We start from the raw sequence: 18,982 nt of genomic DNA, 5'->3' as shown, positions 1-18,982 counted from the left end.
AGGTATACAATGCGCGCCATCGTGATTTCGCTCAAAACAGGTGCGTCATGCAGCCCTTTGTTATTGCTCCGTCGATTCTCTCCGCCGACTTCGCCCGCCTGGGTGAGGAAGTGGACAATGTTCTGGCCGCCGGGGCCGACTTCGTGCACTTCGATGTCATGGACAACCACTACGTCCCCAACCTGACCATCGGCCCGATGGTCTGCGCGGCGCTGCGCAAGTACGGCGTCACCGCGCCGATCGACGCGCACTTGATGGTCAGCCCGGTGGATCGCATCGTCGGTGACTTCATCGAAGCCGGCGCCACCTACATCACTTTCCACCCTGAAGCCACGCTGCACATCGATCGCTCCCTGCAATTGATCCGCGAAGGCGGTTGCAAGTCTGGTCTGGTGTTCAACCCGGCGACACCGCTGGACGTGCTCGAGTACGTGATGGACAAGGTCGACATGATCCTGCTGATGAGCGTCAACCCAGGCTTCGGTGGGCAGAAATTCATCCCCGGCACCCTCGATAAACTGCGCAAAGCCCGGGCGCTGATCGATGCCTCGGGCCGGGATATCCGCCTGGAAATCGACGGTGGTGTGAATGTGAACAACATCCGCGAAATCGCCGCCGCGGGTGCCGACACTTTCGTTGCCGGCTCGGCGATCTTCAATGCCCCGGACTACAAAGAGGTCATTGAAAAGATGCGCGCCGAATTGGCTCTGGCCCGTCCATGAGCGGTTTCGAGCAGTTGTTCCCCGGCAGCCTGCCGCGTCTGGTGATGTTCGACCTCGATGGCACTCTGGTCGATTCGGTTCCAGACCTCGCGGCCGCCGTGGACCACATGCTGCTCAAGCTCGACCGCCCGCCCGCCGGCCTCGACGCTGTGCGTCAATGGGTCGGCAATGGCGCGCCCATGCTGGTGCGCCGGGCCCTGGCCAACCACATCGATGCCCAGGGTGTCGATGAGGCCGAGGCCGAGCGGGCGCTGGAGCTGTTCAACGAAGCTTACGAGGGCAATCACGAACTGACGGTGGTCTACCCCGGCGTGCGCTCGACTCTCAAATGGCTGCAAAAGCAGGGCGTGGAAATGGCGCTGATCACCAACAAGCCGGAGCGCTTCGTCGCGCCGTTGCTGGATCAGATGAAAATCGGCCGTTATTTCCGCTGGATCATCGGCGGCGACACCTTGCCGCAGAAAAAGCCTGACCCGGCCGCACTGTTCTTCGTGATGAAAATGGCCAACATCCCGGCCTCCCAATCGTTGTTCGTCGGCGACTCGCGCAGTGATGTGCTGGCGGCGAAAGCGGCTGGGGTCAAATGTGTGGCGCTGAGTTATGGCTATAACCATGGCCGGCCGATCGCCGAAGAGTTTCCCACGCTGGTGATCGACGATTTACGTCTGTTAATTCCCGGTTGCCTGGACCCGGCCGCTGAGATAACGTTGCCCGACGCTGTTCAATCCTCTTCTGGAAACGCCATCGTGGTGGTCACTCGCAAACTCTGGATGAAAGTCATCAAGGCCCTGGCCCGCTGGCGTTGGCGCGCCTGACGTGATCCTGGCCGGTTATCCGGCGCGTTTGCATACCTGACTGTCAGCTCCTCTTGCCACGAGGCACCCCATGATCCGTGAAGAATTCCTGCGTCTAGCCGCTGCCGGCTACAACCGCATCCCGCTTGCCTGCGAAACCCTGGCCGACTTCGACACGCCGCTGTCGATCTACTTGAAACTGGCCGACCAGCCCAACTCCTACCTGCTCGAATCGGTACAGGGCGGCGAGAAATGGGGCCGTTACTCCATCATCGGCCTGCCGTGCCGTACCGTGCTGCGGGTCCATGACCATCGCATCAGCGTGACCCACGACGGCGTCGAGATCGAAAGCCTGGACGTTGAAGACCCGCTGGCGTTCGTCGAAACCTTCAAGGCTCGCTACAACGTGCCGACCATCCCTGGCCTGCCACGTTTCAACGGTGGCCTGGTGGGGTATTTCGGCTACGACTGCGTGCGCTACGTGGAAAAACGCCTGGGCACCTGTCCGAACCCCGATCCACTGGGCGTTCCGGATATTTTGCTGATGGTGTCCGACGCCGTCGTCGTTTTCGACAACCTCGCTGGCAAGATGCACGCCATTGTCCTGGCCGACCCGTCTCAGGAAGATGCCTACGAGCAAGGCCAACAAAGCCTGCAGGCACTGCTGGAAAAACTCCGTCAGCCGATCACACCACGCCCCGGCCTGGATTTCAGCAAGCAATCGGCGGCCGACCCGGTGTTCCGCTCCAGTTTCACCCAGGACGATTACGAAAGGGCCGTAGACACCATCAAGGAGTACATCCTCGCTGGCGACTGCATGCAGGTGGTGCCGTCGCAACGGATGTCCATCGACTTCAAAGCGGCACCCATTGACCTGTACCGGGCTCTGCGCTGCTTCAACCCGACGCCTTACATGTACTTCTTCAACTTCGGCGACTTCCATGTCGTGGGCAGTTCGCCAGAAGTGCTGGTGCGGGTCGAAGACAACCTCATCACGGTGCGGCCGATTGCTGGCACTCGCCCACGTGGCGCCACGGAAGAGGCCGACCGGGCGTTGGAAGAGGACCTGCTGTCGGACGACAAGGAAATCGCTGAGCACCTGATGCTGATCGACCTGGGCCGTAACGACACCGGGCGCGTCTCGGAAGTGGGGTCGGTGAAGCTCACCGAGAAGATGGTCATCGAGCGTTATTCCAACGTGATGCATATCGTCTCCAACGTCACCGGCCAGTTGAAGGCCGGGTTGACGGCGATGGACGCCTTGCGGGCGATCCTGCCGGCGGGCACCTTGTCCGGGGCGCCGAAAATCCGCGCGATGGAAATCATCGACGAACTGGAGCCGGTCAAGCGGGGTGTGTACGGCGGGGCCGTTGGTTACTTCGCCTGGAACGGCAACATGGACACCGCCATTGCCATCCGCACCGCCGTGATCAAGGACGGTGAGCTGCACGTGCAAGCCGGCGGCGGCATCGTCGCTGACTCGGTGCCAGCGTTGGAGTGGGAAGAAACCCTGAACAAGCGTCGGGCTATGTTCCGCGCCGTGGCGTTGGCGGAGCAGACTTCAGGCGACTGAAATCCTCCACAACAACCTGTGGCCAGGGAGCTTTTTTTGCTCTGAAGGCCGTATTTAAAGTCAGTGAATCCAAAGGTTGCTACGCCATGTTGCTGATGATCGATAACTACGACTCTTTTACCTACAACGTTGTGCAATACCTCGGCGAGTTGGGTGCCGAGGTCAAGGTCGTGCGCAACGACGAACTGACCATCGCTGAAATCGAAGCTCTCAAGCCTGAGCGCATTGTGGTCTCGCCCGGTCCTTGCACACCGACCGAAGCCGGCATTTCCATCGAAGCCATCAAATATTTCGCCGGCAAGCTGCCGATCCTGGGCGTTTGCCTGGGGCATCAGTCGATCGGCCAGGCGTTCGGTGGCGATGTGGTGCGTGCCCGTCAAGTCATGCACGGTAAGACCAGCCCGGTATTCCACGAGGACAAGGGCGTATTCGAAGGGCTGAATCGTCCGCTGACGGTCACCCGCTACCACTCTTTGATCGTCAAGCGCGAAACCCTGCCCGACTGCCTGGAGGTGACCGCCTGGACCCAGCTGGAAGACGGTTCGGTGGATGAAATCATGGGGCTACGCCACAAGACGCTAAACATCGAGGGTGTGCAATTTCATCCTGAGTCTATTCTCACTGAACAGGGCCACGAACTGTTCGCCAACTTTCTCAAACAAACCGGCGGCACGCGCTAAGGACTTTTCATGGATATCAAGACAGCCCTGAGCCGTATCGTCGGCCATCTCGACCTGAGCACCGACGAGATGCGCGACGTGATGCGCGAAATCATGACCGGACAATGCACGGATGCGCAGATTGGCGCGTTCATGATGGCCATGCGCATGAAGAGCGAGAGCATCGATGAAATCGTCGGCGCGGTTTCGGCGATGCGTGAACTGGCGGACAAGGTCGAGCTCAAGACTTTGGACGGTGTGGTGGATGTCGCGGGCACCGGTGGTGACGGCGCCAATATCTTCAATGTCTCCAGCGCTGCGGCATTCGTCGTCGCGGCAGCTGGTTGCACGGTTGCCAAACATGGCAATCGCGCGGTTTCCGGAAAGAGTGGCAGTGCCGATTTGCTGGAAGCGGCCGGCATCTACCTGAACCTGACCGCGGTCCAGGTGGCGCGTTGCATCGATAATGTCGGCATCGGCTTCATGTTTGCCCAGAATCATCACGGCTCCATGAAACACGCCGCTGCGCCGCGTCGTGAGCTGGGCCTGCGCACCCTGTTCAACATGCTCGGCCCGCTTACGAATCCGGCCGGCGTAAAACATCAGGTGATCGGTGTGTTCAGCCAGGCGCTGTGCCGGCCGTTGGCAGAAGTCCTGCAGCGTCTGGGCAGCAAGCACGTGCTGGTGGTTCATTCGAAGGACGGGCTGGATGAATTCAGCCTGGCGGCACCTACATTCGTGGCCGAACTAAAAAATGATCAGATCAGCGAATATTGGGTCGAACCTGAAGACCTCGGTATGAAGAGCCAGAGCTTGCATGGGCTGGCGGTCGATAGCCCGGCCCAGTCGCTGGAGCTGATTCGCGATGCCTTGGGCCGCCGCAAGACCGAGAATGGCCAGAAAGCCGCTGAGATGATCGTACTCAATGCCGGTGCTGCGTTGTACGCCGCCGACCACGCCAGCAGCCTCAAGCAAGGCGTGGAACTGGCCCACGATGCGTTGCACACTGGCCTGGCCAGGGAAAAACTCGAAGAATTGGGTGCATTTACCGCCGTATTCAAAGTGGAGAACGAAGGATGAGTGTGCCAACGGTTCTGGAAAAAATTCTGGCTCGCAAGGCTGAAGAAGTGGCCGAGCGCAGCGCTCGAGTCAGTCTGGCGGAGCTGGAGAACCTCGCGCGCTCAGCGGATGCACCCCGTGGCTTTGCCAAGGCGCTGATCGATCAGGCGAAGAAAAAACAACCTGCGGTGATTGCCGAGATTAAAAAGGCCTCTCCCAGCAAAGGTGTGATTCGCGAGCACTTCGTCCCGGCCGACATCGCCAAAAGCTACGAGAAGGGCGGCGCGACCTGCCTCTCGGTACTGACTGACATCGACTTTTTCCAGGGGGCCGACGATTACCTGAAGCAGGCGCGGGCGGCCTGCAAGCTGCCGGTGATCCGCAAGGATTTCATGATCGACCCGTACCAGATTGTCGAGGCGCGCGCGCTGGGCGCCGATTGCGTGTTGTTGATCGTTTCGGCCCTCGATGACGTGAAAATGGCCGAGCTGGCGGCGGTCGCCAAAGACGTGGGCCTGGATGTATTGGTGGAGGTCCATGACGGCGACGAGCTGGAGCGCGCGCTGAAGACCCTCGATACCAAGCTGGTTGGCGTGAACAATCGCAACTTGCACACCTTCGAAGTCAGCCTGGAAACCACCTTGGACCTGCTGCCGCGTATTCCGCGTGATCGCTTGGTCATCACCGAAAGTGGCATCCTCAACCGGGCTGATGTCGAGCTGATGGAAGTCAGCGATGTGTACTCGTTCCTGGTGGGCGAAGCGTTCATGCGGGCCGAAAGCCCGGGCACCGAATTGCAACGATTGTTCTTTCCTGAACGTGGTCTCCCGGTCAGCGGTTCGACACTGGACTGATTCAATGTCGCCAGTGATTTCCCTGACCGTCGAAGCCGGCCTGCAAGCCGAACAGGATCTGCTGGCCCGTATTTGCGCGGGCGATGCTGAGTTCGGCTTGTTGTTCTGGCAACCCCATGATCGTGCCTTGGTGATGCCGCGCCGCTTGAGTCGCCTACCGGGGTTTGACCACGCATGCGAAGTATCGGCCGCCAACGGCTGGCCGGTACTGTTGCGCGAAACCGGTGGAGAGCCGGTGCCGCAGTCTGCCGCTACCGTCAATATCGCCCTGGTCTACGCACCACCGCGCAGCGAAGGCGATCATGGCCGGATCGAAACCGCGTATCGCCGCTTGTGTGATCCCATCTGTCAGTTGCTCGATGAGTTGGGCGGAGTCGCTTCGTTGGGGGAGGTGGACGGTGCGTTTTGCGACGGACGATTCAACGTCAATCTTGACGGTCGCAAAATGGTTGGTACAGCGCAGCGCTGGCGCCAGAGCAAGGGCGGGCAACGCCCGGTGGGCCTGGTGCATGGAGCGCTGTTGCTAGAGAACGAACGTGAATCCATGGTGGCTGCGGTCAATCGTTTCAATGAAGCTTGTGGTCTGGAGCAGCGCGTTCGCGCCGAAAGCCATATTGCCTTGCACGAGAAGTTTCCGGCCCCTTGCGCGCTGGAGCGGCTCGATGCGTTATATCGGCAATGGCTGACCACGCTATCCGGGGGCTAGCGCGTTCCGAACACGACCATGGTCTTGCCTTTGACGCTGACCAAGTTGCGCTCCTCCAAGTCCTTGAGCACCCGGCCGACCATTTCCCGAGAACAGCCGACAATCCGGCCGATTTCCTGGCGGGTTACCTTGATTTGCATGCCGTCCGGATGAGTCATGGCGTCGGGTTGCTTGCACAGTTCCAGCAGGCAGCGGGCGACGCGACCGGTCACGTCGAAGAAGGCCAGGTCGCCGACCTTGCGCGTAGTGTTGCGCAGGCGCTGTGCGATCTGTCCGCTGAGGACGTAAAGAATGTCCGGGTCTTGCACTGACAGTTCCCGGAATTTGCTGTAACTGATTTCCGCGACCTCACACTCGATTTTCGCGCGTACCCAGGCACTGCGTTCCTGCTCCTTGCCTGCCTGTTCGAATAACCCCAGCTCGCCGAAAAAATCCCCCGAATTGAGATAGGCGATGATCATTTCCCGACCATCGTCATCCTCGATCAGGATCGTGACCGATCCCTTGATGATGAAAAACAGCGTGTCGGAGCGATCGCCCGCGCAAATGATGTTGTGCTTGGCTGGATAGCGACGGCGCTGACAGTGCATCAGGAGTTTGTCGAGGTTCTTGATCTTGAGCGTGGGAGTAATGGCAACCATGGTTGTATCCCGAAAGACTGCGCGGTGTGGTGGTTTGGTTTTCTTATGAGGCACGATGACAATCGCGATAGCTGGCAATACGCCAGCGAGCCGAGCCAGCTTAACAGAGGCATCTTCAATTGATTTGAGAATTTACCTACATGCGTGCCTCCAGGCGTCTTACGGCAGAGCCTGTCATGAAGGGGGCTGTGCTAAGCTGGCGCCCCCTTTTTAACAGTGGAGTCTTGGCGATGAAGGCACGCATCCAATGGGCTGGCGAAGCCATGTTCCTCGGTGAATCAGGCAGTGGTCATGTGGTGGTCATGGACGGTCCGCCGCAAGCCGGTGGTCGCAACCTGGGTGTTCGGCCAATGGAAATGCTCCTGCTGGGCGTGGGCGGTTGCAGCAACTTCGACGTGGTCAGCATTCTCAAGAAGTCCCGCCAGGCCGTCGAAAGCTGCGAAGCCTTCCTGGAAGCGGAGCGCGCCACCGAGGATCCAAAAGTGTTCACCAAGATTCACATGCATTTTGTGGTGAAGGGGCGAGCCTTGAAGGAAGCCCAGGTCAAGCGTGCCATTGAGCTGTCCGCCGAGAAATATTGCTCGGCTTCCATCATGCTCGGCGCTGCCGGTGTTGAAATCACCCACGATTATGAAATCATCGAACTGGGTTGAATCGACATCCAACCATCATAAAAGCAGTGCAAGCTCTGGCGATCAGAAGCCGACGTCTGCATAATGCGCCACTTTTTTCAGGGCAGGGATCGGTCATGTGACCGGTCCTTGTCTGGACAGACAACCAAAATCGCCATCGCGAAGAGGTGTTAACCGTCCTACGCAGGTGCGTCGTTCGCATCTGACGGGCATGCTTGATCACGCGGCCGGGCCGCAATACATAGAGAGTTTTCAAACGGTGAAAAGCAAACTCAAGCTCCATGGGTTCAATAACCTGACAAAGACCTTGAGCTTCAACATCTATGACATCTGCTATGCGGAAACTCCGCAAGACCAGCAGGCCTACGTCGAGTACATCAATAAAGAGTACAACGCCAAGCGCCTCACGCAGATCCTCACAGAAGTTGTCGATATCATTGGTGCCAACATCCTGAACATCGCCAGTCAGGACTATGAACCCCAAGGTGCCAGCGTAACCATTCTGATCTCGGAAGAGCCGGTGACGCCGACCGACAGCCAGATCGAAGAGTCCCCGGGCCCATTGCCTGAAATCATCCTGGCCCACCTCGACAAGAGTCACATCACGGTACATACCTACCCGGAAATACACCCGGTAGATGGCATTGCAACGTTCCGTGTGGACATCGATGTGTCGACCTGTGGTGTCATTTCACCGCTCAAGGCGCTCAACTTCCTCATTCACCAGTTCGAGTCGGACATCGTGACCGTGGATTATCGCGTGCGTGGGTTTACCCGCGACGTTGAAGGCCACAAGCATTTTATTGATCACGAGATCAATTCGATCCAGAACTACCTGTCTGAAGACACGCGCGATGCGTACCAGATGACCGATGTGAACGTGTATCAGGAAAACCTGTTCCACACCAAAATGCTGCTCAAGGACTTTGAGCTGGATAACTACCTGTTTGGTGATGCCACCAGCAACCTGTCTACTGAACAGCGCGCGCAGGTGGAAGAGCGTGTGAAACACGAAATGCTGGAAATCTTCTACGCACGCAACATGCCGCGCTGAAGTTTCGAGCATAAAAAAGGCGACTCCCGGGATGGGTAGTCGCCTTTTTTATGGGAGCTGACTCCAATTTCGCCATCAGATCCGATAAGTGCTCTTGGTCATGACCTTGGCCAGCAGGCTCATACCGAACTTCACCGGTGCCGGAAAACGAAAACCACCGGCCTGGAGGGCGCTTTCGGCATGGTGTTCCTCGTCCTCGCGCATCTGCTCCAGTATCGCCCGGGATTTCTCATCCTCGGCTGGCAGTTGCTCCAGGTGCTCATTCAAATGCTTGCACACTTGATGCTCGGTCGCTGCAACGAAGCCAAGACTGACTTTGTCGCTGATCAGACCGGCCACGGCACCGATTCCAAATGACATCCCATAGAACAATGGGTTCAAGACGCTGGTATGGCTGCCCAACTGGCGAATGCGTTGCTCGCACCAGACCAGATGGTCGACTTCTTCCTCGGCGGCATGTTCCATTGCTTCGCGCACCTGGGGCAGCTTGGCTGTCAGCGCTTGGCCCTGATACAGCGCCTGGGCGCAAACTTCGCCTGTATGGTTGATGCGCATCAGCCCGGCGACGTGGCGCGTCTGCTCGTCGCTCAACTGTGCGTCCGGCTGCACGATAGCCGGTGATGGGCGGTACGGCTGGCCACTGAAGGGCAACAGCGTACGCATCGCGGTATCGGCTTGCAGCAGCAGGCGGTCAATCGGCGAGTAGTGACGTTGGGTAGTCATGCTTACCTCCGGGAAAAATCACAGCGGCCAGTTTAACCGAATCGGCCGCCGAAGATTTGCGTTGAGTCAGGGTATCAACCCGGTGGCCAGTGCATCTGGCGCTGTCCCAGCACATGCATATGAATGTGATAGACGGTCTGCCCGCCGAGTTCATTGCAGTTCATCACTACACGGAAACCGTCTTCGCAGCCTTGCTCCTTGGCCAGGCGTTGGGCTGTGAACAAAATATGCCCAGCCAGCCCTTTATCCTCTTCGGTCAGGTCGTTGAGCGTACGGATCGGCTTCTTCGGAATAACCAGAAAGTGCACCGGTGCCTGTGGGGCAATGTCATGGAAGGCCAGAACCTGGTCATCCTCGTAAATGATCTTGGCCGGAATCTCCCGGTTGATGATCTTGGTAAACAGAGTATCCACAGCTGTTTCTCCATTGGGTTAGTCGAGCTCGAGTGTACTCAAGGCGCAGCTGGCGAGCCTGGGTTTTAACTGCAAAGGGGTATTCAACGCGGACAGTAGGCCTTATTGATCATGCCGGCGACAGTTCGGACCAGCCAACGCGACCCCAGTCGCGGTAGCGTGGCGATCCAGCGATTACGGCGCCCGGGAATGATGATGGCCCTGTTTTTATCCAGTGCGCGCACGGCATACAGTGCAACTTCCTCCGGGCTCATCAGGCACTTACTGTCAGTGAGTTTTTGTTCATCGAGCTGCGCTCGGGCGAAAAAGCCGGTGCGGGTCGGGCCAGGGCAAAGCACCGATACTTTGATCGCGCACTTCTTGAGTTCGACCCGCAGGGCTTCGGAGAAGTGCAGTACATAGGCCTTGCTGGCGTAATAGGTACTCATCCAGGGGCCTGGTTGGAATGCGGCGATCGAGGCGACGTTGAGGATTTGCCCGCCGCCCTGCAGGGCCATGGTATTACCTATCGCATGACAGAGGCGCGTCAGGGCGAGGATATTGACTTCGATCAGGTCCTGTTCGGTCATCCAGTCCTGGCCCAGGAACGGGCCGCAAGTACCGATGCCTGCGCAGTTGACCAGCAGGTCGATGTGTCGCTCACCCTCTTCCAGTTCCAGCAGGAAACCTGAAAGCCTGAGGGGCTCTCCCAAATCGCAAGCTCGGAACAGCACCTCCACGCCAAACCGTTGAGTCAGTTCTATTGCAATACTTTCCAGCCGATCGCGCTGTCGAGCCACCAGTATCAGGTTGCGGCCGCGCCGGGCCAGCGCCTCGGCCATGGCCAGGCCGAGGCCGCTGGAGGCGCCAGTGATCAGAGCGTAACGGGTCATGCAGTTCTCCATCGCAACAGCCCGCCACCAGTGGACTGGGCTGTCACTGGCATCAAGCGCGCTTATTGTTCCTCTTCTTCATAGTCTACAGAAGGCGAGGCGGGCTCGGCTGCCTCTACGGCGGGTTCTTCGGCGGCATCGTCGCTGGACTCGCTGCTTTCATAGCTGCTCAAGGAACTGCTCCCGTATTCCTCGCCGATACCGCTGAAAGCGCCGGCCAACGCGCCGAGGAAAATCAGTACGATCATGACGACCCACAACCACGAAAGTACTTTGACTGCGGTGCTGTTGGGCGGTGGTGGAGGGCCGTAGCGATTCGCCCCGGCATTGCCAGGCATGCAGATGAGCACGAACGGGAAGACGCTGCCCACGAACGGAACGAGGTTGAGCAGCCACAGCCACCCGGACCAGCCCAGGTCATGCAGGCGTTGGACGCTGAACTGAATGCTCACATAGGCAAAGCCCAGTGCGATGACCACCGCCACCAGCCCGCCGACGATCATTGCAGCGATCGAGTTGGAAGTGAGCAGCCAGGACAGGCTGACCCAAAAAGCCACGCCAACCACGGGCATCATGGCCAGGGTCAAAACCATGGTCCAGGCCAGGTAGCGCAGGCGGCCGATACGCCCGTCGAAGCTGAAGGGCTTGAGCGTGCTGTATTCGGCAAGTGCTTCGCCGACGGCGGCCCGTGGCGGTGCGTAAGGCGAAACAGGCTCAATGATCGAGTCCGGGTGCCGTCCGTTCGGTTGCAGTGGCGATTCCTGTACATCGCCAAGGTTCAGCTGGAGGGCGGGCTCGGCTTCGACTCGGGCATCGATTCCGCTCTTGTTGAGCGCTTCCAGGTACTTCTGGGCTTCGCTTTGGGACAGGTTGCTTTTAAGGGCCACCTTGCGACCGCTGAACAACCGTTCGATGGCAGCGACATCGCTTTTGAACAGCTCGGCGAGATTGAGTTTTGCAGTCGTGGCATCGACACCCGGCAGCAGGGCTCCGTCGAATACGATGTTGAAGCGGGGTTCACTCATGCCAGGCATCCTTGTCTCTAAAGTTGAAATTTGTTGGGTTAGTTCAGCGGGGCCATTGGCCGCCAAGCTGTACCGTCCGGGCGTGTGCCTGACGGTATTCTTCAGTCAGGCGCGCCACCAGTTGGTCGACGCTGGGCAAATCATGGATTTCACCCACGCCCTGGCCTGCGGACCACACGGTTTTCCAAGCCTTGGCCTCATCGTTCAACGGCTTGAGTTTCGAGCCGAAATCCACCTCACCTTTGCCCTGCAGGGCGTTAAGGTCGAAACCGGCGTTTTCCAGGCTCTGACGCATGAAGCTGGCCGGCACCCCGGACACCGCAGAAGTATGCACGATGTCTGCGGCTTGGGATGTGAGCAACATCTCTTTATAAGCGTCAGGCGCATGGCTTTCGGTCGTGCCGATGAAGCGCGTCCCGAAGTAGGCCAAATCCGCGCCGAGCAATTGCGCGGCCAGGATCTGATGGCCGTGGTTCAGGCATCCTGCAAGCAGCACGGTTTTATCGAAAAACTGGCGAATCTCGGCAACCAGCGAGAACGGGCTCCAGGTCCCGGCGTGCCCACCTGCACCGGCGGCAACGGCGATCAGGCCATCGACACCGGCCTCGGCGGCTTTCTCGGCGTGGCGGCGTGTAGTGACATCGTGGAACACCAGGCCGCCATAGCTGTGAACGGCGTCCACCAGTTCCTTCACCGCACCCAGGCTGGTGATGACAATCGGTACTTTGTGCTCGATGCAGATGGCCAGGTCGGCCTGAAGCCTTGGGTTACTGTGGTGGACGATGAGGTTTACGGCGTAGGGCGCCGGACTTTCCAATGCCGCCAGACCTGCTTCGATTTCCTCGAGCCAAGCCTTGAAGCCACTGCTTTCACGCTGGTTCAGCGCCGGGAAGCTGCCGACGATACCGTTGCGGCAGCAGGCCAGGACCAACTGCGGGTTGGAAATCAGGAACATCGGCGCCGCCACGACCGGCAGGCGCAAACGTTGTTCAAGCAGAGCGGGTAGCGACATGGGAAGTACCCCGGATAAGGTAAGCAGTGCCGATTGGAGATTAGAACGGACGGACCACGACCAGAATTACAATAGCTAGCAATATCAGAACCGGTACTTCATTGAACCAGCGATAGAAGACATGGCTGCGGGTGTTTTCACCGCGGGCGAAGCGCTTTACCTGGGCGCCGCACATGTGGTGATAGCCGATCAGAAGCACTACCAGGGTCAGTTTGGCGTGCATCCAGCCGCCCTGGCTGAAGTACGCGCCAGCGTTGAGGCTGAGTAGCCAGATGCCGAACACCAGTGTGGCGATCATCGCTGGGCCCATGATGCCGCGATACAACTTACGCTCCATGACGCTGAAGCGCTCCTTGCTGACGGTGTCTTCGCTTTGGGCGTGATAGACAAACAGGCGGGGCAGGTAGAACAGGCCGGCGAACCAGCAGACCATGCTGACGATGTGAAGTGCTTTGAGCCACAGATAGAGCATTTTTAGTTATTCCCAGATTCACGGTAGCTCGATAGTAGAGGTTAGAGCGGCCACACGTCACCTTGGCGGTTGTCGCCGCGCCGCGTGGCCCCTATCATCGACGGCTTTCCAGTGGGTTCGTTGAGGGCAGGTTTATGGTCAAGGTCGGTATCGTCGGCGGCACGGGTTACACCGGTGTCGAACTGCTGCGTTTGTTGGCACAGCATCCGCAAGCTGAGGTGGTGGTCATTACCTCCCGATCCGAGGCCGGCCTGGCCGTCGCCGATATGTATCCGAACCTGCGCGGTCATTACGACGGCCTGGCGTTCAGCGTTCCGGACATCAAGACCCTCGGCGCCTGCGACGTGGTGTTCTTCGCCACGCCTCACGGTGTCGCCCACGCCCTGGCAGGTGAACTGCTGGCCGCCGGGACCAAGGTCATCGACCTGTCGGCGGACTTCCGCCTGCAGGACGCGGACGAATGGGCCAAATGGTACGGTCAGCCTCACGGCGCGCCGGAACTGCTGGACGAGGCAGTCTATGGGTTACCTGAAGTCAATCGCGAGAAAATCAAGCAGGCACGACTGATCGCGGTACCGGGTTGCTATCCGACTGCGACGCAGTTGGGGTTCTTGCCTCTGCTGGAGGCCGGTCTTGCCGATACTTCGCGTCTGATTGCTGACTGCAAATCCGGTGTGAGCGGTGCCGGGCGTGGCGCCAGTGTCGGTTCGTTGTACTCTGAGACATCGGAAAGCATGAAGGCGTACGCGGTCAAGGGGCACCGTCACCTGCCGGAAATTCGCCAGGGATTGCGTCGGGCAGCGGGCAAGGATGTCGGTCTGACTTTCGTGCCGCACTTGACGCCAATGATTCGTGGCATCCACTCCACCCTTTACGCAACCGTCGTCGATCGCTCCGTGGACCTGCAGGCGTTGTTCGAAAAGCGTTATGCCAACGAACCGTTCGTCGACGTAATGCCCGCCGGCAGTCATCCAGAAACCCGTAGCGTCCGTGGTGCGAACGTATGCCGGATTGCTGTGCATCGTCCGCAGGATGGCGACTTGGTGGTGGTGTTGTCGGTCATCGATAACCTGGTCAAGGGCGCGTCGGGCCAGGCGGTGCAGAACCTGAACATCCTGTTCGGGCTGGATGAGCGTCTGGGTCTGTCTCATGCGGGGATGTTGCCTTAACAGCGGCCACGGCCTCCAAGTCTGCAGCTTGGCGCTGGTCTTCTAAATAGTTGACCGATTTTGTAGGAGAAGCGGATAATGCCCGCCATTACGCATTATGGCGGCGTTAGCGCCGGGAGATATTCAGCATGAGCGTCGAAACCTTCACCCCCATGGCTTTGCAATTCACCCACGGTGCCGCGCACAAGGTGAAGAGCCTGGTCGATGAAGAGGGCAATGATCGTTTGAAGCTGCGCGTATTCGTGACGGGCGGCGGTTGTTCAGGTTTTCAGTACGGCTTCACTTTCGATGAGGAAGTGGCCGAAGATGACACCATCGTCGAGCGCGAAGGGGTCAGCCTGGTAGTCGATCCGATGAGTTTCCAATACCTGGCGGGTGCCGAGGTGGATTACCAAGAAGGTTTGGAAGGGTCGCGTTTCGTGATCAAGAACCCGAATGCCACCACAACCTGCGGTTGCGGTTCTTCGTTCTCGATCTGACAGCTTCAATAAAAAACGCCGCAGTGCCTTACGGCTCTGCGGCGTTTTTTTGTCTGAGGGTTAAGTGGTTCAGGCGGGGTAGATGGCGCCCAGTACGCGTAAGCCCCGCGCGCCTGTGACACTTGGGCGGTTTGCTGGAATGCCTTCAAGGCAGCAATGCGCCAGCCAGGCGAAGGCCATGGCTTCCACCCAATCCGGATCCACGCCGTAAGACGCGGTGCTGCTGACTTTGGCGTCCGGCAGTAAGTCAGCCAGACGCTTCATGAGCGCGTGGTTGTGCGCGCCTCCGCCGCAGACCAGCAACTCCTGAGTCGCCATCTGGGCACTTTGCAGTGATTCGACGATGGTCAGGGCCGTCAGTTCGAGCAGCGTTGCCTGTACGTTTTCAGGGGCGAAAGCTGGCAGGTGCGATAGGTGCTGGATCAGCCAGGGCAGGTTGAATACTTCGCGTCCTGTACTTTTCGGCCCCCTGGTGACAAAGAACGGGTCGCTAAGTAGCTCCTTGAGCAAAACCGGTTCGACTTGCCCGGTGGTAGCCCATTGGCCATCGCGATCGAAATGTTCGCCCCGTTGTTGGTGTATCCAGGCATCGAGCAATACGTTGCCGGGGCCACAATCGAACCCTGCTACGGGTTTTCCGGGTTCTATCAGGCTGAGATTGCTGAAGCCGCCGATATTCAGCACGGCGCGATTACCGACTCGCTCTTCGAACAACGCTTCGTGAAACGCCGGCACCAGAGGAGCGCCTTGTCCTCCGGCCGCTACGTCACGACTGCGAAAGTCACTGACGACGGTAATGCCGGTCAATTCGCTCAGCAGTGCGGGGTTGCCGATCTGCACGGTAAAGCCGCGGGCCGGCTCGTGGCGGATGGTTTGGCCATGACTGCCGATCGCCGTCACGTCTTGAGGCTTGAGTTTCTGTGCATCGAGCAAGGTGTTGACGCCCTGAGCGGCCAGCTTTACCCAGTTCTGCTGGGCAATGGCGGAACGAGCGATCTCATCGGGCCCACTGCTGCACAAACCGAGCAATTCGGTGCGTAGGGAGGCGGGCATGGGGATGTAATGCGTGGCGATCAGTCTGATCGCCGGGGTCAGTTCGATCAGTGCGATATCCAAGCCATCCAGGCTGGTCCCGGACATCACACCAATATAGCGCGCCATGGCTCAGCGTTTGCTCGAGGCCAGCATGGTGGCTTTCTCTTGATCCATGCGAGCCATTAGCGGTTGGCTTTGAGCCAGGAAGCGGGCGCGTTCGGATTTGGCGATTGGATCGGCCATCGGCAGTTTCTGGCCAAGCGGATCGACGTGAACACCGTTGACCTGGAACTCGTAATGCAGGTGCGGTCCGGTGGACAGGCCGGTAGTGCCAATGTACCCGATAACCTGGCCTTGCTTGACGCTACCGCCGGTTTTCACGCCTTTGGCGAAGCCTTGCATATGGCCGTACAGCGTGCGGTAGGTGTTGCCGTGCTGGATGATCACGGTGTTGCCATAACCGCCGCGGCGTCCGGCCAGCAATACTTTGCCATCGCCGGCGGCTTTGATTGGAGTGCCACGCGGGGCGGCATAGTCGACGCCTTTGTGAGCCCGGATCTTGTTCAGGATCGGGTGTTTTCGGCCTGCGGAAAACTTCGAGCTGATGCGGGCGAAATCTACCGGCGTGCGGATGAATGCCTTGCGCATGCTGTTGCCATCAGCGGTGTAGTAGCTGCTGTTGCCCTGTTTGTTGGTGTAACGCACCGCAGTATAGGTCTTGCCGCGGTTGGTGAAGCGCGCGGAAAGAATCGGGCCGTTGCCCACGCTCTTTCCGTTGACCACTTTCTGTTCATAAATGATATCGAACTCGTCGCCCTGACGAATATCCTGGGCGAAGTCGATGTCGTAGCCAAACACGCTGGCCATGTCCATTGTCAGACTGTGGGAAAGGCCTGCGCGCGCAGCCGACTGCGATAGCGAACTATTGATGACGCCATGGACGTACGCCGAGCGCACGGTGGGCTTGGCCGTAATGCGATTGAATACATAACCCTTGTCATTTTTGGTCAGGGTGATGCTTTCCAGGTCGCTCAGCTTGGTGTGCAGATTGGTCAGCTGTCCGTCTGGAGTGAGTTCGAATTCGAGTTTCTGGCCGCGTTGCAGTTGGGTGAACTGTTTGGCTTGCTTGTCGCTGGCCAGGATTTCGTGAACTGAAGTCGAAGGCAGGCCAACTTTTTCGAAGAGGGTAGAGAGCGTATCGCCTTTGGCGACAATGACCTCGCGGTGGTCCGGTCCTTTCTTTTCTTCTACAGCTGGAGGCACTGCTTGAGCGGCCTCCGTGGTGTCCTCAGGGCTGTCTTCAATCTGCGCAAAGGGAGAGGTGGCCGGTTCGTTTGTGGCTTGGACCGCTTCTGCAGCGTCTTGATCTTGTGTCAGTTGTTCAGCAGGACTTTCCAGTTCAAGACTCAGAGTCGTCTTTTTGGCTTCAACATCGCTGGAGGGGAACACCAGGAGCGCCAGGCTAAGGAGGGCTGCGATGCCACTTGCGGCAAGCAGGTGGGTCTTTGGGTAAAGCGGCGGCGCTTTAGACGGTTCTGTGGTCATAAGTAATTTGACTTTTGAAAAGATGAATTGGAAAAGATGAATGACATGATGAAGATGAAATAACTGTATAAAATATAACCAAATCCCCCGCGAAGCAAGCCCGCAGACGCTCTGTCTGTGGATTGGTGTCCGTGCGCCGGGCAAACCTTGTATTTGGTGCGCGATCTTGTATGGTTGGGGCCCTTTGAATCTGAGCCTTGCGGGTCTGTTATGAAGTCGGTTGAAGAGCAGCTAGCGCTGATCAAGCGTGGTGCGGAAGAACTGTTGGTCGAGTCCGAGCTGATCGAAAAGCTCAAACGCGGGCAACCGCTGCGTATCAAGGCTGGTTTCGACCCTACGGCGCCTGACCTGCACCTGGGGCATACCGTGCTTATTAATAAGCTGCGCCAGTTCCAGGATCTGGGGCACCAGGTCATCTTCCTTATAGGTGACTTCACTGGGATGATCGGTGATCCGAGCGGCAAGAGTGCTACGCGCCCACCGCTGACTCGCGAGCAGGTTCTCGATAACGCCGAGACCTACAAGACTCAAGTCTTCAAGATTCTTGATCCGGCCAAGACCGAGGTGGCGTTCAACTCCACTTGGATGGATCAGATGGGGCCGGCGGATTTCATTCGCCTGACGTCCCAGTACACCGTGGCTCGTATGCTCGAGCGCGATGATTTCGACAAACGCTATAAAACCAATCAACCAATCGCCATTCATGAGTTCCTTTATCCGCTTGTGCAGGGGTATGACTCGGTTGCGTTGCGAGCGGACGTTGAGCTCGGCGGTACGGATCAGAAGTTCAATCTGTTGATGGGGCGTGAGCTGCAGCGCGGATATGGTCAGGAGGCCCAGTGCATCCTTACGATGCCGTTGCTGGAAGGTCTGGATGGCGTGAAGAAGATGTCCAAGTCGTTGGGCAACTACGTCGGCATTCAGGAGGCGCCGGGTGTCATGTACAGCAAGTTGGTCTCCATTCCGGATGTGCTGATGTGGCGCTACTTCGAGCTGTTGAGCTTCCGCTCCATGGACGAGATCAATACGTTCCGTGCAGATGTCGAGGCGGGAGCCAATCCGCGGGATATCAAAATCAAGCTGGCTGAAGAGATCGTTGCTCGTTTTCATGGTGAGGAGGCCGCAGCCAATGCTCACCGTGCGGCGGGCAATCGTATGAAGGATGGCGAGCTGCCGGATGATCTGCCAGAGATCGAGTTGACCGCCGCCGAGGATATGCCGATTGCTGCCGTGCTCAATAAGGCAGGTCTGGTCAAGAATGCGGCAGTGGCCCGAGACCTTCTTGGTTCGGGTGGTGTGCGTATAGATGGTGAGGTTGTCGACCGCACCTATATATATGAGTTGGGGTCGACTCATGTATGCCAGGCCGGCAAGAAGGCTTTCGCGCGAATTACGCTGAAATCCGAATAAAGCTGAAAATAGGTGTTGACGGCAAGTTCTGGACGTCTATAATTCGCCCCACTTCCGGCGCAGTCGAAACGGAAAACTCCTTGAGTTTCAATGAGTTAGCCATGTTTTGAAGGTGCCGGGCTTCAGTTCATCG

At 58.4% G+C, this 18,982-nt stretch carries 21 protein-coding genes; 12 read left to right on the top strand and 9 right to left on the bottom strand.

Annotated features, from left to right (window positions below; genetic code table 11):
* The first annotated feature begins 47 nt into the window (after positions 1–47).
* The 7 genes from rpe to SGN16_RS26575 all read left to right on the top strand — a co-directional run bounded on the left by rpe (position 48) and on the right by SGN16_RS26575 (position 6,367).
* The gene (rpe, locus tag SGN16_RS26605) at positions 48–722 is read left to right on the top strand and encodes a ribulose-phosphate 3-epimerase (RefSeq protein ID WP_335945451.1); all 675 of its coding nucleotides are present in this window, start codon (positions 48–50) and stop codon (positions 720–722) included.
* On the top strand, positions 719–1,537 hold the full coding sequence (locus SGN16_RS26600; RefSeq protein ID WP_335945452.1) for a phosphoglycolate phosphatase: 819 nt from the start codon (positions 719–721) through the stop codon (positions 1,535–1,537). Before rpe ends, SGN16_RS26600 begins: the two co-directional genes overlap by 4 nt.
* Before the next feature lie 70 nt (positions 1,538–1,607).
* Positions 1,608–3,089, top strand: a complete 1,482-nt coding sequence (gene trpE, locus SGN16_RS26595) for an anthranilate synthase component I (protein WP_335945453.1) — start codon at positions 1,608–1,610, stop codon at positions 3,087–3,089.
* Between the two features lie 86 nt (positions 3,090–3,175).
* Entirely contained in the window at positions 3,176–3,769 is a 594-nt protein-coding gene (locus tag SGN16_RS26590; protein WP_210641437.1) for an aminodeoxychorismate/anthranilate synthase component II, read from the top strand.
* A gap of 9 nt (positions 3,770–3,778) precedes the next feature.
* Positions 3,779–4,828, top strand: a complete 1,050-nt coding sequence (gene trpD, locus SGN16_RS26585; protein WP_210641435.1) for an anthranilate phosphoribosyltransferase — start codon at positions 3,779–3,781, stop codon at positions 4,826–4,828.
* The gene (gene trpC, locus SGN16_RS26580) at positions 4,825–5,661 is read left to right on the top strand and encodes an indole-3-glycerol phosphate synthase TrpC (protein WP_210641433.1); all 837 of its coding nucleotides are present in this window, start codon (positions 4,825–4,827) and stop codon (positions 5,659–5,661) included. The genes trpD and trpC overlap by 4 nt, the downstream gene beginning before the upstream one ends.
* Positions 5,662–5,665: 4 nt before the next feature.
* Positions 5,666–6,367 carry a lipoate--protein ligase family protein gene (locus tag SGN16_RS26575; protein ID WP_335945454.1) on the top strand — a complete coding sequence of 234 codons (702 nt, stop codon included), beginning with the start codon at positions 5,666–5,668 and terminating at the stop codon, positions 6,365–6,367.
* Here SGN16_RS26575 and crp read toward each other — a convergent pair.
* The gene (gene crp, locus SGN16_RS26570; protein ID WP_210641429.1) at positions 6,364–7,008 is read right to left on the bottom strand and encodes a cAMP-activated global transcriptional regulator CRP; all 645 of its coding nucleotides are present in this window, start codon (positions 7,006–7,008) and stop codon (positions 6,364–6,366) included. The two genes, SGN16_RS26575 and crp, sit on opposite strands and share 4 nt — an antisense overlap.
* A 230-nt stretch (positions 7,009–7,238) precedes the next feature.
* On the opposite strand from crp, the gene SGN16_RS26565 reads away from it, so the two are divergent.
* Both SGN16_RS26565 and speD read left to right on the top strand, forming a co-directional pair.
* Positions 7,239–7,661 carry an OsmC family protein gene (locus SGN16_RS26565; protein WP_210641422.1) on the top strand — a complete coding sequence of 141 codons (423 nt, stop codon included), beginning with the start codon at positions 7,239–7,241 and terminating at the stop codon, positions 7,659–7,661.
* Between the two features lie 238 nt (positions 7,662–7,899).
* Positions 7,900–8,694 carry an adenosylmethionine decarboxylase gene (speD, locus tag SGN16_RS26560; RefSeq protein ID WP_210645435.1) on the top strand — a complete coding sequence of 265 codons (795 nt, stop codon included), beginning with the start codon at positions 7,900–7,902 and terminating at the stop codon, positions 8,692–8,694.
* A 75-nt stretch (positions 8,695–8,769) separates the two neighbouring features.
* On the opposite strand, the gene coq7 is transcribed toward speD, so the two are convergent.
* From coq7 to hemJ, 6 genes are all read right to left on the bottom strand, one after another.
* Positions 8,770–9,417, bottom strand: a complete 648-nt coding sequence (coq7, locus tag SGN16_RS26555) for a 2-polyprenyl-3-methyl-6-methoxy-1,4-benzoquinone monooxygenase (RefSeq protein ID WP_210641420.1) — start codon at positions 9,415–9,417, stop codon at positions 8,770–8,772.
* 74 nt (positions 9,418–9,491) lie between these two features.
* A complete protein-coding gene (locus SGN16_RS26550) occupies positions 9,492–9,830 on the bottom strand; it encodes a histidine triad nucleotide-binding protein (RefSeq protein WP_123343850.1) in 339 nt (112 codons plus the stop codon).
* A gap of 83 nt (positions 9,831–9,913) precedes the next feature.
* Complete coding sequence (locus tag SGN16_RS26545; RefSeq protein ID WP_335945455.1) at positions 9,914–10,702, bottom strand: SDR family oxidoreductase; 789 nt, start codon at positions 10,700–10,702, stop codon at positions 9,914–9,916.
* 62 nt (positions 10,703–10,764) lie between these two features.
* Positions 10,765–11,727, bottom strand: a complete 963-nt coding sequence (locus SGN16_RS26540) for a DUF805 domain-containing protein (protein WP_210641412.1) — start codon at positions 11,725–11,727, stop codon at positions 10,765–10,767.
* Positions 11,728–11,770: 43 nt separating this feature from the next.
* Positions 11,771–12,739: a nitronate monooxygenase family protein gene (locus tag SGN16_RS26535; protein ID WP_335945456.1), complete on the bottom strand. Its 969-nt coding sequence runs from the start codon at positions 12,737–12,739 to the stop codon at positions 11,771–11,773.
* A 40-nt stretch (positions 12,740–12,779) separates the two neighbouring features.
* Positions 12,780–13,211 (bottom strand): protoporphyrinogen oxidase HemJ, encoded by a 432-nt coding sequence (gene hemJ / locus SGN16_RS26530; RefSeq protein WP_210641408.1) that lies wholly within the window; start codon positions 13,209–13,211, stop codon positions 12,780–12,782.
* 134 nt (positions 13,212–13,345) lie between these two features.
* Here hemJ and argC point away from each other — a divergent pair, with 134 nt between their 5' ends.
* Together argC and erpA are read left to right on the top strand one after the other, a co-directional pair.
* Complete coding sequence (gene argC / locus SGN16_RS26525) at positions 13,346–14,380, top strand: N-acetyl-gamma-glutamyl-phosphate reductase (protein WP_210641406.1); 1,035 nt, start codon at positions 13,346–13,348, stop codon at positions 14,378–14,380.
* A 128-nt stretch (positions 14,381–14,508) separates the two neighbouring features.
* Positions 14,509–14,859, top strand: coding sequence for an iron-sulfur cluster insertion protein ErpA (gene erpA / locus SGN16_RS26520; protein WP_025215766.1), 351 nt, complete (start codon positions 14,509–14,511; stop codon positions 14,857–14,859).
* Between the two features lie 69 nt (positions 14,860–14,928).
* On the opposite strand, the gene SGN16_RS26515 is transcribed toward erpA, so the two are convergent.
* Positions 14,929–16,020 carry an anhydro-N-acetylmuramic acid kinase gene (locus SGN16_RS26515; protein WP_335945457.1) on the bottom strand — a complete coding sequence of 364 codons (1,092 nt, stop codon included), beginning with the start codon at positions 16,018–16,020 and terminating at the stop codon, positions 14,929–14,931.
* A 3-nt stretch (positions 16,021–16,023) separates the two neighbouring features.
* The gene (locus SGN16_RS26510) at positions 16,024–17,439 is read right to left on the bottom strand and encodes a peptidoglycan DD-metalloendopeptidase family protein (RefSeq protein WP_210641402.1); all 1,416 of its coding nucleotides are present in this window, start codon (positions 17,437–17,439) and stop codon (positions 16,024–16,026) included.
* A 210-nt stretch (positions 17,440–17,649) separates the two neighbouring features.
* Between SGN16_RS26510 and tyrS the strand changes: the two genes are divergently transcribed.
* Positions 17,650–18,849, top strand: a complete 1,200-nt coding sequence (gene tyrS, locus SGN16_RS26505; protein WP_210641400.1) for a tyrosine--tRNA ligase — start codon at positions 17,650–17,652, stop codon at positions 18,847–18,849.
* Positions 18,850–18,982 lie beyond the last annotated feature (133 nt).

Origin of the sequence: Pseudomonas sp. G166 (assembly GCF_037027455.2) — a bacterium.
Lineage (GTDB): Bacteria > Pseudomonadota > Gammaproteobacteria > Pseudomonadales > Pseudomonadaceae > Aquipseudomonas.
Note: the sequence above shows the minus strand (reverse complement) of the source record. Positions and strands in the feature narration are given on the sequence as shown.